The sequence below is a fragment of the Burkholderia sp. USMB20 genome (assembly GCF_000949135.2).
Classification (GTDB): Bacteria; Pseudomonadota; Gammaproteobacteria; order Burkholderiales; family Burkholderiaceae; genus Burkholderia.
In genome coordinates, this window is the sequence record NZ_JTAN02000019.1 from 511,662 (window position 1) to 526,146 (window position 14,485).

Genomic DNA, 14,485 nt, shown 5'->3' on the forward strand with positions numbered 1-14,485 from the left:
CCGGAATGGCAGGCTGAAAGGGCCAGATCGAGGTCCATACGGGGTTAAGGGTTCGAAACACGCTCCGCGCTGCTCGCGCGAAGCACCTACTGCCGCCCGCCTTCTCAGGCGGGCTGGCCGAGCGCCCGGTACCACTGCAGCACCTGGTCGACCGCTTCATCGACCGAAAGCGCCGACGTATCGAGCAGCTTGGCATCTGCCGCGGGCTTCAGCGGCGCGGCGGCGCGATTGCTGTCGCGCGCGTCACGTTCACGAAGATCCCGGAGCAAGTCATCTATATTAGCAGAAAAACCTTTTTGCATCAATTGCTTATGCCGCCTGGCCGCGCGCGCCTCGGCGCTGGCCGTCAGAAACACCTTCAGCACGGCGTCCGGGAAGATTACGGTGCCCATGTCGCGCCCGTCGGCGACGAGGCCCGGCGTCTTGCGGAATGCGCGTTGGCGCGCGACCAACGCGGTACGCACCGGCCCGTGCACGGCAATCGCCGACGCGCGATTGCCGACCGCTTCGGCGCGGATGTCGTTCGACACGTCGACGCCGTCGAGCTGCGCGCAGCCTTCGCGGAACGTGATGTGAAGATCGTCGATCAGCTTCACGAGCGCGTCGATGTCCTCCGCCGCGATGCCGTAGCGTACGCTCGCGAGCGCGGCGAGACGATACAGCGCGCCGCTGTCGAGCAGGTGGAAGCCGAGATGCGCGGCGACGAGCGCGGCGACGGTCCCCTTGCCGGAAGCTGTCGGACCGTCGATCGTGATGACGGGGGTCGGGTGAAAGGGTCGGGTCGATTTCATCGGTACGGTGGGTCAGGCCTTGGCGAGCGCGGCGAAGCGGTCGAAATAGTCGGGGAACGTCTTGCCGACGCACTTCGGATCGTTGATTCGCACGGGCACGCCGCCCAGACTGACGAGCGAGAAGCACATCGCCATCCGGTGATCGTCGTACGTGTCGATCGCGGCGTTCGGCGTGAGTTGTTGCGGCGGCGTGACGACCAGATAGTCGGGGCCTTCCTCGACGATCGCGCCGACCTTGCGCAACTCGGTCGCCATCGCGGCGATGCGGTCGGTTTCCTTCACGCGCCAGCTCGCGATGTTGCGCAGCGTGCTCGTGCCGCTCGCGAACAGCGCCGCGACCGCGATGGTCATCGCCGCGTCGGGAATCAGGTTGAAGTCCATGTCGATCGGCTCGAGCTTGCCATGGTCGTGGCCGATGCCGCGCACCTCGATCCAGTCGTCGCCCATCGATACGTTCGCGCCCATCTGCATCAGCGCATTCGCAAAGCCGACGTCGCCCTGGATGCTCGCGCGCCCTACGCCCTCGACGCGCAGCGGGCCGCCGCCGAGCGCGCCGGCCGCGAGGAAATACGAGGCCGACGACGCATCGCCCTCGACCATGATGCGCCCCGGCGAACGGTAGCGGACGCCGGCCGGCACGACGAAGCGCTGCCAGCCGTCGCGCTCGATGGTCACGCCGAAGCGCTCCATCAGCCGGATCGTGATGTCGATGTACGGCTTCGAGATCAGTTCGCCGTCGACTTCGACGACGATCCTGCCGTCCTTCGCCTTCACGAGCGGCAGCGTCATCAGCAGCGCGGTGAGGAACTGGCTCGACACATCGCCGCGAACGCGGATCGGCGCGTCGACCGTGATCGCCGCAGGCTTGATCCGCAGCGGCGGAAAACCGTCGTTCTGCTCGTAGTCGATCTGCGCGCCGATCTGCCGCAGGCCGTCGACGAGATCGCCGATCGGCCGCTCGTGCATGCGCGGCACGCCATGCACGCGATAGTCGCCGCCATTGACCGCGAGCGCCGCCGTCAACGGTCGCACCGCGGTGCCCGCGTTGCCGAGGAACAGGTCGGCGGTCTTCGCGGTGAACGCGCCGCGCGTGCCGGTGACGACACAGGTGTCGCCGTCGCGCGCGAGCTTCACGCCGAGCTTGCCGAGCGCATCGAGCATCACGCGCGTGTCGTCGGAATCCAGCAGGTTGGTGATCGTCGTATCGCCTTCGGCAAGCGCCGCAAGCAGCAGCACGCGGTTCGAGATGCTCTTCGAGCCGGGCAGGCGCACGGTGCCCGACGCACTGGAATACGGGCCGAGATCGAGATAGTCCATGGGAATCGTCCTGTTTCCTGTTATTTCTTGACCGGTTCGGCAGCGGGCTGCGCGCCGCGTTCCTGCCATGCCTTGCGGGCCGCGCGCGAGCGCGTGAACACGGCTTCGAGCGCCGCGCCGTCGCCGGCGTCGATCGCCGCACGCAGCCGGGCGAGCACGCGCGTGTAGCCGTCGAGCTCGTCGAGCAGCGCCGCGCGATTCGCGACACACACGTCGCGCCACATCTCCGGGCTCGACGCCGCGATCCGCGTGAAGTCGCGGAAGCCGCCCGCCGCATACGAGAATTTCAGTTCGGCATCCGTCTCGCCGAGGATCTGCTCGACGAGCGCGAACGACAGCACGTGCGGCAGATGGCTGATCGACGCGAACACGCGATCGTGCTGCGCCGTGCTCATCGTGCGCACGTCGGCGCCGGTCGCCCGCCACATCGCGTCGATCCGCGCGACCGCGTCGGGCGAGTTCTCCGGCAGCGGGCACAGCACGACGTTGCGGCCGACGTACAGATCCGGCAGCGCGGCCTCGACACCGCTCGACTCGCGCCCGGCGATCGGGTGGCCCGGCACGAATTGCGCGATCCGCGCACCGAGCACGTCGCGCGCCGCCGCGACGACATCGGACTTGGTGCTGCCCGCGTCGGTGACGAGCGTCGCGGCGTCGAGCCACGGCGCGATGCGCGCGAGCAACGGGCCCGTTTGCGCGACGGGCGCGGCCAGCAGCACGAGATCGGCGCCGGCAAGCGCGTCGCGCAGTTGCGCATCGTCGTCGAGCGCCGCCGCGCGATCGATCACGCCGAGCGCGAGCGCGCGCTCGACCGACGCACGGGAACGGCCGACGCCGACGACTTCGCCCGCGCCGCCCGGCGCGCGCTCGCGCAGCGCGCGCGCCAGCGATCCGCCGATCAGGCCGACGCCGAAGATGACCAGTTTGTTGAATGCAAAGCCTGACACGACAAGAGCCAAGTGACGCGCGCGGAACGACGCCCCGCGCGCGGAAGTCCAGATTCCGGGCAACGGGCCCGCACCCGGCACGACCTGCACCGGATACCGCCCGAGCCCGCCTTGGGCAGCGCCGCCCGGCCTGCCCTGCCCGCTTCGCCGCGCCGCCTGCGCGGTGCAGGCGACGGGCCGCTGCGCGTCAGCGCGCGCGCGGATACGAACCGAGTACCTTCAGGAACGCGGCCTTCTGGCCGAGCTCCGCGAGCGCGGCGGCCACGGCTGGCTCGTCCCGGTGCCCTTCGATGTCGATGTAGAAGTAATACTCCCACGTGCCGACGCGCGCCGGGCGCGACTCGAAGCGGGTCATCGACACCCCGTGCCGCGCGAGCGGTTCGAGCAGCTTGAACACCGCGCCCGGCTCGTTCTTCACCGACACGATCAGCGAGGTCTGGTCGTGACCGCTCGGTCCGGCCGGCTGCTTGCCGATGATCACGAAGCGCGTGCGGTTGTGCGGATCGTCCTGAATCAGCGAGAACGCGATCTGCAGCCCGTAGTGCGCGGCCGCGCGGTCGCCCGCGATCGCCGCGACGCTCGGGTCGGCCGCCGCGAGACGCGCGGCCTCCGCGTTGCTCGACACCGCTTGCCGCTCGAGCTGCGGTGCGTTCGCGGCGAGCCACTGCTGGCATTGCGCGAGTGCCTGCGCATGCGCGCAGACGCGCTTCACGCCGTCGAGCGTGCCGCTCTGCGTGAGCAGGTTGTGATGGATCGGCAGCGCGAGTTCGCCGCTGATCAGCAACTGCGTCTGCAGCAGCAGGTCGAGCGTGCGCGACACCGCGCCTTCGGTCGAATTCTCGACCGGCGCGATACCGAATGCGGACGCGCCCGCCTCGACCGAGCGGAACACCTCGTCGATCGACGGACACGGCAGCCCTTCGATCGACTGGCCGAAATACTCGAACATCGCCTGTTCGCTGTACGTGCCGACCGGCCCGAGGAACGCGACGTGGATCGTCTGCTCGAGCGCGCGGCTCGCGGCCATGATCTCGCGCCAGATGGCGCTGATGTGCTCGCTCGCGAGCGGCCCCGCGCTCATGTCCTGCAGGCGCGCGATCACCTGCAGCTCGCGTTCCGGCCGGAACACCGGCGCATTGAAATGCTTCTTGACCTCGCCCACCTCGAGCGCCACCGCGGCGCGCTGGTTGAGGAGCGCGATCAGCTGCGCGTCGATCGCATCGATGCGGTCGCGCAGCGGTTTCAGGCGGGAATTCAGTTCGTCGTCCATGCGTTTTGCCGTGCTGTTTGAACAGCGCCGCCGTCAGGCGCCGCGCCGTTCGAAGTCCTTCATGTACTCGACGAGCGCTTGCACGCCCTCGAGCGGCACCGCGTTGTAGATCGACGCCCGCATGCCGCCGACGGACTTGTGGCCCTTCAGCTGCAGCAACCCGCGCGCCTTTGCGCCGGCAAGGAAGTCTTCATTGCGCGTTTCGTCGGCCAGGAAAAAGGGCACGTTCATTCGCGAACGCACCGCCGGCTCGACCTTGTTCAGATAGAAGCTGCTCGCATCGATCGTGTCGTAGAGCAGCTTCGCCTTCTCGATATTGCGGGCCTCGATCGCCTCGAGGCCGCCCTGCCGCTTCAGCCACTGGAACACGAGGCCCGCGACGTAGATCGCATAGGTGGGCGGCGTGTTGTACAGCGAGTTGTTCTCGGCGACGGTTTGCCATTCGAATGCGGACGGGCAGATCGACAGCGCGCGATCGAGCAGATCCTCGCGCACGATCACGACCGTCACGCCGGCCATCCCGATGTTCTTCTGCGCGCCGCCGAACAGCACGCCGTACTTCGCGACGTCCATCGGGCGCGACAGGATGTGCGACGAGACATCGGCGACGAGCGGCACGTCGCCGAGGTCGGGAATCTCGAACGTCTCGACGCCGTCGATCGTCTCGTTCGTGCACAGATGCACGTAGGCCGGATCGTCCGACAGCTGCCATTCGGCACGGGCAGGCGCGCGCGTGAAACCGTCGGCCGTCTTGCCGGAGGCGGCCAGATGCGGCGTGCCGTATTTCTTCGCTTCGTTGAACGACTTCTGCGACCACGAGCCCGTCACGACGAAGTCGGCGGTCTTGCGCGCGCCGAGCAGGTTCATCGGCACGATCGCGTTCTCGGCGATGCCGCCGCCCTGCAGGAACAGGATCCGGTGGCTGGCCGGCACATCGAGCAGGTCGCGCAGGTCGGTCAGCGCCGCCTCGTGGATCGACATGAATTCCTTGCCGCGATGGCTCATCTCCATCACGCTCATGCCGCTGCCGTGCCAGTCGAGCATTTCGTCGGCGGCCTGCCGCAGCACTTCCTCGGGGAGCGCCGCAGGACCGGCGGAGAAATTAAAGACGCGCATCGTGAAAACCTCGGGAGGGACGCGACCGGCTTGCGACCGGCTTGCCGCCGGCAGAAAGAACCGCGCCTGAAAAGAAATGGCCGCTTGCGCTCGCGCGCAAACGGCCATTATCGCACTGTCATCAGGCTCCCGCCAAACCCGGCCGAACGGCCGGGCGGCGTGCCCGGACGGCTTACTTGCCCGGCTTGACTGCCGCGACTTCCTTGTCAGCCTGCGCGCGCGTCGCCTGGATCGCTTGCGGCATGTACTTCTGCATCAGGCCGTTGACCACGTCGCGGCCGACCTGATCCTGAACCTGGATGAACTTGCGGCCCGTCGGGCTCTTGTAGAACGTCGTCAGATCCTTGATCTCCGACGTGCTGTAGTACTTCGCATAGGCGTCGTACTGAGCCGACATCGCGTCGTTCTGGAACTGCTGCGAGCCGAACACCTTGCCCGCGCCGTCAACCAGCTTCGGCACCGCGTTCTTCTGCAGCGTCGGCACGGCAGCTTGCTTCTGCTTGTCGTTCAGCGACTTGTTTTCCGACAGCGCGTCCGACAGGATCGCCGGCACGAGCTGCTTTGCCTGCATCTCGGCGCTGTTGCCGATAGCCGACACGAGCTTCGGCGCGTCGATCGCGTCGAGCAGATCCTTGATCGCTGCCTTCTTGTCGGCGTCGATCGGCGCAGCTGCCGCGGTCGCAGCCGGTGCGGAATTCGACAGCGCTTGCGCCATCGCGAACGTCGGCACCAGTGCAGCCAGCAGAACCAGTTGCTTGAATTGCTTTTGCATCATCACTCCCTTTTGGAAATATGAATGGTTGCTCGCCGACCGCGGCGCTTTTCGCCCGCGGCGGCTCGAGTCTCATCCGTTCTTCAGGCTTCGCCGTCCGACGCCTCGTCGGCCTCGCCATCGCCCTCTTCGGCTTCCGCGATCTGCTGCAGGCCGGAGAGCTTGGTACCCTCATCGAGACTGATGAGTGTAACACCTTGCGTGGCGCGCCCCATTTCGCGAATCTCGGACACACGCGTCCGGATCAACACGCCGGCGGTCGTGATCAGCATGATCTGATCCTCGGCGTCGACGAGCGTCGCGGCGACGACCTTGCCGTTGCGCTCGGACGTCTGGATCGCGATCATCCCCTTCGTGCCGCGGCCGTGACGCGTGTACTCGGTGATCGGCGTGCGCTTGCCGTAGCCGTTTTCAGTCGCGGTGAGCACGGTCTGCTCCTCGCTGCCGGCAACCAGCAGCGCGATGACCTGCTGCCCGTCCTCGAGCTGCATGCCGCGCACGCCGCGCGCTTCCCGGCCCATCGGGCGCACGTCGTTCTCGTCGAAGCGCACGGCCTTGCCGGCGTCGGAGAACAGCATCACGTCGTGCGCGCCGTCGGTGATCGACGCGCCGATCAGGTAATCGCCCTCGTCGAGGCCGACCGCGATGATGCCCTTCTTCATCGGGCGGCTGAATGCCTCGAGCGGCGTCTTCTTCACGGTGCCGAGCGACGTCGCCATGAACACGAACTTGTCGGCCGAGAACTCCTTGACCGGAAGCACGACGTTGATCTTCTCGCCTTCCTGCAGCGGGAACATGTTGACGATCGGACGGCCGCGCGAGTTGCGCGAGCCTTGCGGCACTTCATAGACCTTGACCCAGTACACGCGGCCGCGGTTCGAGAAGCACAGGATGTAGTCGTGCGTGTTCGCGATGAACAGCGTCTCGATCCAGTCGTCTTCCTTCATCTGCGTCGCCTGCTTGCCGCGACCGCCGCGCTTCTGCGCGCGATACTCGGACAGCGGCTGCGACTTCACGTAGCCCGCGTGCGACATCGTGACGACCATGTCCTGCGGCGTGATCAGGTCTTCGGTATTCAGCTCGGTCGCGTTCAGCTCGATCTTCGAGCGGCGCGCGTCGCCGAATTCGGCCTTCACCGACGTCAGCTCTTCGCCGATCATCGTCGTGATCCGCTCCGGGCGCGCGAGGATGTCCAGCAGGTCGGCGATCTGCGCCATCACTTCGCGGTACTCGCCGATGATCTTGTCCTGCTCGAGACCGGTCAGGCGCTGCAGACGCATCTGCAGGATTTCCTGCGCCTGCGTGTCGGACAGACGGTACAGCCCGTCGGTCTGCATCCCGAACGCCGGGTTCAGGCCTTCCGGACGGTACGCGGAGCGGCCGCCCGCGGATGCGTTCTCGGTCTCGGCGCGCGTCAGCATCTCGCGCACGAGCGACGAATCCCACGGCTTCGCCATCAGTTCCTGCTTCGCGATCGGCGGCGTCGGCGCGGCCTTGATGATCGCGATGAACTCGTCGATGTTCGCGAGCGCGACCGCGAGACCTTCGAGCACGTGGCCGCGTTCGCGGGCCTTGCGCAGTTCGTAGATCGTGCGGCGCGTCAGCACTTCGCGTCGATGCGACAGGAAGCACTGCAGGATTTCCTTCAGGTTCAGCAGCTTCGGCTGGCCATCGACCAGCGCGACCATGTTCATACCGAACGTGTCCTGCAGCTGCGTCGCCTTGTACAGGTTGTTCAGCACCACTTCGGGCACTTCGCCGCGCTTCAGCTCGATCACGACGCGCATGCCGCTCTTGTCGGACTCGTCGCGGATGTCGGAGATGCCCTCGAGCTTCTTCTCGTTGACGAGCTCGGCAATGCGCTCGAGCAGCGAGCGCTTGTTCACCTGGTACGGCAGCTCGTCGACGATGATCGCCATCCGCTGGCCGCGGTCGATCTCCTCGAAGTGCGTGGCCGCGCGCATCACGACGCGGCCGCGCCCGGTGCGGTAGCCGTCGCGCACGCCGGCGACGCCGTAGATGATGCCGGCCGTCGGGAAGTCCGGCGCCGGGATGATCTCGATCAGCTCGTCGATCGTCGCTTCCGGGTTGCCCAGCAGGTGCTGGCACGCGTCGACGACTTCGTTCAGGTTGTGCGGCGGGATGTTGGTCGCCATGCCGACCGCGATGCCCGACGAGCCGTTGATCAGCAGGTTCGGGATGCGCGACGGCAGGACCGACGGCTGCATCTCGTTGCCGTCGTAGTTCGGCTCGAAGTCGACCGTTTCCTTGTCGATGTCGGCGAGCAGCTCGTGACCGATCTTCGCCATGCGAATTTCGGTGTAACGCATCGCCGCGGCGTTGTCGCCGTCGATCGAGCCGAAGTTGCCCTGCCCGTCGATCAGCATGTAGCGCAGCGAGAAGTCCTGCGCCATCCGCACGATCGTGTCGTACACCGCGGTATCGCCGTGAGGGTGATACTTACCGATCACGTCACCGACGATACGCGCCGATTTCTTGTACGCGCGGTTCCAGTCGTTGTTCAGTTCGTGCATCGCGAACAATACGCGCCGGTGCACGGGTTTCAGGCCATCGCGGACATCCGGAAGGGCACGTCCGACGATCACGCTCATCGCGTAATCGAGATACGAACGGCGCATTTCCTCCTCTAGGGAGGTGGGCAGGGTCTCTTTGGCGAATTGATCCATGTATCCGTATCGTTTCGGAGCGAAGACGGCGAACGCCTTTCGCGTGGGCGCTGCATGCGCAACGCAACGCGAGATTCTAACATGCGCCCATCAGCCGCCGATTCGCCACCCCCTCTATATGTAAACAGCAAAAATCGCGATCACGGCAGCAGCACGGCGAACCGGCCGCGATCGCGCCCCTTCAGGCGGCTCGGGGGCCGCGCGGATCCCAGTCGCGCACGCGGGTAAACATTTGCGGCCTTTCGCGCAATTTCGCGGACCCACTCTTGACAATCTCTAAAAGTTACGGCAGGCCGGTGTTGCGCATGCACCACAAAGTTGAAGCGATCTTAGGGTGGGGAGGATTTTTTTTCGTAGGAAGGGAACGATATGGCAAAATGCCAACGCACTGAAAGTTAGACGCTGCTCGAAGTCTACACAGAGCGGTGCCGCGTTTTTTGTGCCGCACCAATGTTATACTTCGAGCAATGTATGACTTGTCACCGTCAACAGGCTCGCAGTAAACCTGCGGTAATCTCAATTTCGAGAGGAGAAATATGAATAAACTTTCAAAGCTCGCGTTCATTGCAGCTACCGCAGTTATGGCTGCATCCGCTTCGGCACAGTCGGTGCCGGCGTCGCGTCAAGCCGTCAACGACAACTGGGTGAACGGCACGGGCGAATGGGTGTGGATGAACGGCACGAACGAGCTCTGCTGGCGTGACGCGTTCTGGACGCCGGCCACCGCCAACGCGAAGTGCGATGGCGCACTGGTCGCCCAGGCACCGGCACCGGCACCGGTCGCTCCGGTCGCTCCGGCAATCACGAGCCAGAAGATCACGTATCAAGCCGACGCACTGTTCGACTTCGACAAGGCAACGCTCAAGCCGCTGGGCAAGCAAAAGCTGGACGAACTGGCTTCGAAGATCCAGGGCATGAACACGGAAGTGGTCGTCGCTACGGGCTACACGGACCGCATCGGTTCGGACAAGTACAACGACCGTCTGTCGCTGCGCCGTGCGCAAGCCGTCAAGTCGTACCTGGTCAGCAAGGGTGTCCCGGCCAACAAGATCTACACGGAAGGCAAGGGCAAGCGCAACCCGGTCACGACGGGCTGCAACCAGAAGAACCGCAAGCAACTGATCGCCTGCCTCGCACCGGACCGCCGCGTGGAAGTCGAAGTGGTCGGTACGCAAGAAGTCCAGAAGACGACCGTTCCGGCACAGTAAGCCGCGGTTTTCGACTGCTTCAAAGCCCCGCTCCGGCGGGGCTTTTTCTTTGACGCCCGCCCAGGCGCTCGCTGGCCTCGTTGTGCGCCCCCTTATATACTCGGGGCTGACGTACCGACGCATCGCCCTCCTTCCGTAGCCCGTTTGCCGACATGACCAACGCCGATCCGCACGAACTCCAGAAATTCAGCGACCTCGCCCATCGGTGGTGGGATCCGAATGCCGAATTCAAGCCCCTGCACGACCTGAACCCGGTCCGGCTCGGCTGGATCGATTCGCATGCGCACCTCGCCGGCAAGCGCGCGCTCGATATCGGCTGCGGCGGCGGCATCCTGTCCGAATCGATGGCCGGACTCGGCGCGCAGGTGAAAGGCATCGACCTGTCGACCGAAGCGCTCGGCGTGGCCGACCTGCACAGCCTCGAAAGCGGCATCACGGTCGATTACGAGGCGATCGCCGCCGAAGCGATTGCCGAACGCGAGCCCGGCACCTACGACGTCGTCACGTGCATGGAAATGCTCGAGCACGTCCCGTCGCCGGCCGGCGTCGTCGCCGCGTGCGCGACGCTCGTGAAGCCGGGCGGCTGGGTGTTCTTCTCCACGCTGAACCGCAACCTGAAGTCCTACCTGTTCGCAGTGATCGGTGCGGAGTACATCGCGCAGATGCTGCCGAAGGGCACCCACGACTACGCGCGCTTCATCCGCCCGTCGGAACTGGCGAGCTTCGTGCGCGGGACCGATCTGCATATCGTGGAGATCAAGGGCATCACCTATCACCCGATCGGCAAGCGCTTCGCGCTGTCGAACGATACCGACATCAACTATCTCGTCGCGTGCCGCCGCGGCGCGTGACCTTCCGACCGGCATGACGACTCCCCTTTCGACCGGGCGGCCCGCACTCGACGAGCCGCGCCTGCTGCACTGCGATGCCGTGCTGTTCGACCTCGACGGCACGCTCGCCGACACGGCACCCGATCTCGCCGCCGCCGTCAACAAGATGCAGCGCGTGCGCGGCCTGCCCGAAACATCGCTCGACGTGCTGCGGCCGCTGGCATCGGCCGGTGCGCGCGGCCTGCTTGGCGGCGCATTCGGCATCGACCCGCAATCGGCCGGCTACGAAGCGATGCGCGACGAGTTCCTGACCAATTACGCGACGGACATCTGCGTGCATACCGTGCTGTTCCCCGGCATCGGCGACGTGCTCGACGAACTCGATGCGCGCGGCGTGCGCTGGGGCATCGTCACGAACAAGGCGATGCGCCTCACCGCGCCGCTCGCCGACCTGCTCGGCCTTGCGCCGCGCGCGGCCTGCATCGTCGGGGGCGACACAACGCCGCACTCGAAACCGCATCCGGCCCCGCTGCTGCACGCGGCCGGACAGATGACGCTCGCGCCCGAGCGCATCGTCTATGTCGGCGATGACCTTCGCGACATCCAGGCCGGCAGCGCGGCAGGGATGGCAACCGTCGCGGCTGCCTATGGCTACTGCGGCGACGGTGCCGCGCCGGCCGACTGGCAGGCGCAGCATCTCGTCGGCTCGACGCAGGAACTGCGCGAACTGCTGCGCGATGTTGGGCTATAATGTTTGATCTTATCCGCGGGGGCGACCTGGTTTCGACAGGGGTTGTGAAGCGGCTAGGGCATGTCGAGGACCCGTCACCTCGTTAATCAATGGGAAAATCGTAACTGCAAACGACGATACGTTCGCACTGGCAGCCTAACGGCCGCCGTCCTCTGCCTAGTTCACTGACGGGCTAGTGTCGCAAGACCGGTAGCAATACCGCCAGAGGTCATTTACGTCAGTTAAGCCCTGTCGGCGTCGCGACGCCAGGGTCGAAAACCTAGCGAATCGCCGTAGTGCAGCGTGTTCGTCCGCGTCGCTGCGGTTAAATCAAATGACTGAACTAAACATGTAGAACTAGTCGTGGAGCGCTTCTGGACGCGGGTTCGATTCCCGCCGCCTCCACCAAATTCCGCGCTTGACGCACGAACCCCGCACGACGCGAGTCTGCGGGGTTTTTTGTTGCCGGTGCGCCCCACCTCCCGCGCCCTCCGAAAAAGCGCCCGGCCCGGGCGGGCCAGGCGGAATGCCACCGATACGCCGGCGACAGGAGGTGACGGAGGTTCGGCGCCGTCCGCGCAGCGTTTGAGCGCAGTGGACGGCACCTGCCCGGCACCGCGACCGGGACGCAACGCATCGTCGCACCGGCCGCGCGGCCCCGCCAGGCAATGCGCAGCTTAGCTGCCGCGATACAGCGACTTCATTTCTTCCGCGCTGGCCGGACGCACGCCCATCGCACGCGAGCCCGCTGCCGATGCGCCCTGCACCTGCGCGCCGTAGCCGCTGGCGTCGGCGCCTTGCGCCTGGGCCAACGCGCTGCGCTGCTGTTCTGCAACACGCGCGGTTGCGGCCTGGATCGCTTCCGGATAGTGCGGATCTTCGCCGCGGGCGGTGTTGTAACCGGCCTGCTGGAGCTGAACCAGTTCGGCGCGAACCTGTGCGCGGGTGAGTGCCGAGCCGGACTGTGCAAACGAAACGACCGGAGCAACGAGAGCGGCAGCAACGACAACGGCTTGAACGAGCGACTTCATGATGACCTACCTCCAGATTTGTCTGATTTCGCGGTGAACACCCGTTCATCGCTGACAAACCGAAGTTTATGTAGGCGGATGCTTAAGAATAAGGCAGGTTTCAGGAAGACATCCTTCCTGGATTACGGGTTAACCCTAGAATCCCGACAGGCACCCGATCCGGCATCGCACGATCGCACTGGACTGCGACCGGCCATAAAGCACGAGCCCCGCAAGGCAGCATGCCCTGCGGGGCTCGAAAAGAATCGCGCGGCATCGGCGCGGCCGGACAGACGCGTCGACGACGACCCGCGCGCGCCTGCGTTGGTTTATTGAGTGTCCAGCGGGCACTTCAGGTTGCAGCCGTTCGGATCCCCCATATCGCCCTTGCGGCGCAATGCCGACTTCTTGCCGCTCTGATATTTCTGCGACGGCGCAGACGCCGCGAACGGCATCTGCGGATGCTCGTTCAGGCGGAACTGTTCGCTCAGGATGCCGCCAGGCACGCCCGGGGAATTCTGCGCAAGCGCAAACGGCGAAACAGCGACGAGAAGCCCTGCGGTCAACGCTGCCGCGGCGAAGGGAACGGAAAGTTTCATGGCGGGATGACGCCTGAACGGCGTGCTTGTTGGAACGTTGATCAAGCGGCAAGCGTAGCGCAAATCCCTCGCTGCTGCAGCGCGGCTCGCGTGCATTCCCGTTACCGTGCGTTGCCGTCCGGCGTACCGGCCGCGACCGTACCGGCGAAGCCCTCCGCGACACCGGCCAGCGTCCCGCACGCCGCCGGATCGTAGCCGTCGAGATGCGCGACGCGCTCGACGAAACGCGCATCGCGCAGCAAGGCGAGCACGCCTGCGAGCGGTCGCGAGTCGAGCTGCGCGCGTTCGCACGCGAAGTAGTAGTCCTCGTCGACGACCGGGATGAAATCGAGCCCGAAATGACGGGCGGCCGGCTCGACGCCGAAGCCGAGATCGGCCATCCCGCTCGCGACGAACGCGGCGATCGCCGAGTGCGTGAGTTCGGCCGACGCATAACCGTCGATACGCTCGGGATCGATACCGATCGCGCGCAACGCGAGATCGAGCAGCATGCGCGTGCCCGACCCCGGCTGCCGATTGACGAAGCGGATGTCGTTACGGGCGAGATCGGCGAGCCCGCCGACCTGCTTCGGGTTGCCGCGCGGCACGAACAGCCCCTGCTGGCGACGCGTCAGATGAATCAGCACGTGACGCGTGTCGTCGAGCCACGGCCGGTAGATCTGCGCGCACCGTTCGCGGAACGCGCCGCGCGGCAGATGGAAGCCGGCCAGCTCGCATTCGCCGCGCGCGAGCGCCTGCACGGCCTCGACGCTCTCGCGATACTTGATGTCGACGGCGGCCTGCGCATCGACGAGCGCGGAAACGAGCGCCGCAACCGCATAGCCGTGCGACGCATGGATGCGCACGGCGCCGTCGCGCTGTGCGAGCCGCCGGTTCAGGTCGCTCGCCACCTCGGCCGCCAGCGCGCGCAGGTTCCCGTCGAGACGGCTGCGCGCGAGCCGCTGCGCGTCGACGACCGCCTGCCCCAGCTCGGACAATGTCGATCCCTTGCCGCGCGCGGTCTCGATCAACTCGCCGCCGACGCATGCCTCCAGCGCCCGCAGCATGCCCCACGCGTGCCGATACGACAGCCCTTTCGCCTGCGCGGCCTGTGCAATGCTGCCCGTATCGGCCACGAGCTCCAGCAACGGGGCGACATCCGACAGGCTCGCCGTGCGGCCCTCCGTGTCGCGTACGGTCAGATACGCGTCGCATTCGATTCGAATCAA

General features: G+C 66.0%; 13 protein-coding genes and 1 other RNA gene. 4 read left to right on the forward strand and 10 right to left on the reverse strand.

Features of this window, described 5'->3' with window-relative positions; translation table 11 throughout:
- Positions 1-104 precede the first annotated feature (104 nt).
- The 7 genes from cmk to gyrA all read right to left on the reverse strand — a co-directional run bounded on the left by cmk (position 105) and on the right by gyrA (position 8,900).
- Positions 105-791: a (d)CMP kinase gene (cmk, locus tag PL79_RS26880; protein ID WP_044844836.1), complete on the reverse strand. Its 687-nt coding sequence runs from the start codon at positions 789-791 to the stop codon at positions 105-107.
- A gap of 12 nt (positions 792-803) precedes the next feature.
- Entirely contained in the window at positions 804-2,108 is a 1,305-nt protein-coding gene (aroA, locus tag PL79_RS26885) for a 3-phosphoshikimate 1-carboxyvinyltransferase (protein ID WP_044844837.1), read from the reverse strand.
- Between the two features lie 20 nt (positions 2,109-2,128).
- On the reverse strand, positions 2,129-3,055 hold the full coding sequence (locus tag PL79_RS26890; RefSeq protein ID WP_044844838.1) for a prephenate dehydrogenase/arogenate dehydrogenase family protein: 927 nt from the start codon (positions 3,053-3,055) through the stop codon (positions 2,129-2,131).
- A gap of 187 nt (positions 3,056-3,242) precedes the next feature.
- Positions 3,243-4,325 carry a prephenate dehydratase gene (gene pheA, locus PL79_RS26895; protein ID WP_044844839.1) on the reverse strand — a complete coding sequence of 361 codons (1,083 nt, stop codon included), beginning with the start codon at positions 4,323-4,325 and terminating at the stop codon, positions 3,243-3,245.
- 33 nt (positions 4,326-4,358) lie between these two features.
- On the reverse strand, positions 4,359-5,441 hold the full coding sequence (gene serC / locus PL79_RS26900; RefSeq protein ID WP_044844840.1) for a 3-phosphoserine/phosphohydroxythreonine transaminase: 1,083 nt from the start codon (positions 5,439-5,441) through the stop codon (positions 4,359-4,361).
- Positions 5,442-5,613: 172 nt separating this feature from the next.
- Entirely contained in the window at positions 5,614-6,213 is a 600-nt protein-coding gene (locus PL79_RS26905; protein ID WP_044844860.1) for a DUF2059 domain-containing protein, read from the reverse strand.
- 83 nt (positions 6,214-6,296) lie between these two features.
- Positions 6,297-8,900, reverse strand: coding sequence for a DNA gyrase subunit A (gyrA, locus tag PL79_RS26910; protein WP_044844841.1), 2,604 nt, complete (start codon positions 8,898-8,900; stop codon positions 6,297-6,299).
- A 536-nt stretch (positions 8,901-9,436) separates the two neighbouring features.
- Here gyrA and ompA point away from each other — a divergent pair.
- The 4 genes from ompA to ssrA all read left to right on the forward strand — a co-directional run bounded on the left by ompA (position 9,437) and on the right by ssrA (position 12,076).
- On the forward strand, positions 9,437-10,108 hold the full coding sequence (gene ompA / locus PL79_RS26915; RefSeq protein ID WP_044844842.1) for an outer membrane protein OmpA: 672 nt from the start codon (positions 9,437-9,439) through the stop codon (positions 10,106-10,108).
- Positions 10,109-10,260: 152 nt separating this feature from the next.
- Positions 10,261-10,959: a bifunctional 2-polyprenyl-6-hydroxyphenol methylase/3-demethylubiquinol 3-O-methyltransferase UbiG gene (gene ubiG / locus PL79_RS26920; RefSeq protein WP_044844843.1), complete on the forward strand. Its 699-nt coding sequence runs from the start codon at positions 10,261-10,263 to the stop codon at positions 10,957-10,959.
- 13 nt (positions 10,960-10,972) lie between these two features.
- Positions 10,973-11,689, forward strand: coding sequence for a phosphoglycolate phosphatase (gene gph, locus PL79_RS26925; RefSeq protein ID WP_044844844.1), 717 nt, complete (start codon positions 10,973-10,975; stop codon positions 11,687-11,689).
- A gap of 17 nt (positions 11,690-11,706) precedes the next feature.
- Positions 11,707-12,076: a transfer-messenger RNA gene (gene ssrA, locus PL79_RS26930) on the forward strand.
- A gap of 269 nt (positions 12,077-12,345) precedes the next feature.
- Here ssrA and PL79_RS26935 read toward each other — a convergent pair.
- The 3 genes from PL79_RS26935 to PL79_RS26945 form a co-directional block, all read right to left on the reverse strand.
- On the reverse strand, positions 12,346-12,699 hold the full coding sequence (locus PL79_RS26935; RefSeq protein ID WP_044844845.1) for a DUF4148 domain-containing protein: 354 nt from the start codon (positions 12,697-12,699) through the stop codon (positions 12,346-12,348).
- Between the two features lie 308 nt (positions 12,700-13,007).
- The gene (locus PL79_RS26940) at positions 13,008-13,277 is read right to left on the reverse strand and encodes a hypothetical protein (RefSeq protein ID WP_044844846.1); all 270 of its coding nucleotides are present in this window, start codon (positions 13,275-13,277) and stop codon (positions 13,008-13,010) included.
- Positions 13,278-13,378: 101 nt separating this feature from the next.
- On the reverse strand, positions 13,379-14,485 hold the full coding sequence (locus PL79_RS26945) for a substrate-binding domain-containing protein (protein WP_044844847.1): 1,107 nt from the start codon (positions 14,483-14,485) through the stop codon (positions 13,379-13,381).

Bases quoted from the DNA above. Each gene is read 5' to 3' on its own strand.
- cmk (WP_044844836.1), bottom strand. From the start codon at position 791: ATGAAATCGACCCGACCCTTTCACCCGACCCCCGTCATCACGATCGAC.
- aroA (WP_044844837.1), bottom strand. From the start codon at position 2,108: ATGGACTATCTCGATCTCGGCCCGTATTCCAGTGCGTCGGGCACCGTG.
- pheA (WP_044844839.1), bottom strand. From the start codon at position 4,325: ATGGACGACGAACTGAATTCCCGCCTGAAACCGCTGCGCGACCGCATC.
- serC (WP_044844840.1), bottom strand. From the start codon at position 5,441: ATGCGCGTCTTTAATTTCTCCGCCGGTCCTGCGGCGCTCCCCGAGGAA.
- PL79_RS26905 (WP_044844860.1), bottom strand. From the start codon at position 6,213: ATGCAAAAGCAATTCAAGCAACTGGTTCTGCTGGCTGCACTGGTGCCG.
- gyrA (WP_044844841.1), bottom strand. From the start codon at position 8,900: ATGGATCAATTCGCCAAAGAGACCCTGCCCACCTCCCTAGAGGAGGAA.
- ompA (WP_044844842.1), top strand. From the start codon at position 9,437: ATGAATAAACTTTCAAAGCTCGCGTTCATTGCAGCTACCGCAGTTATG.
- ubiG (WP_044844843.1), top strand. From the start codon at position 10,261: ATGACCAACGCCGATCCGCACGAACTCCAGAAATTCAGCGACCTCGCC.
- gph (WP_044844844.1), top strand. From the start codon at position 10,973: ATGACGACTCCCCTTTCGACCGGGCGGCCCGCACTCGACGAGCCGCGC.
- PL79_RS26935 (WP_044844845.1), bottom strand. From the start codon at position 12,699: ATGAAGTCGCTCGTTCAAGCCGTTGTCGTTGCTGCCGCTCTCGTTGCT.
- PL79_RS26940 (WP_044844846.1), bottom strand. From the start codon at position 13,277: ATGAAACTTTCCGTTCCCTTCGCCGCGGCAGCGTTGACCGCAGGGCTT.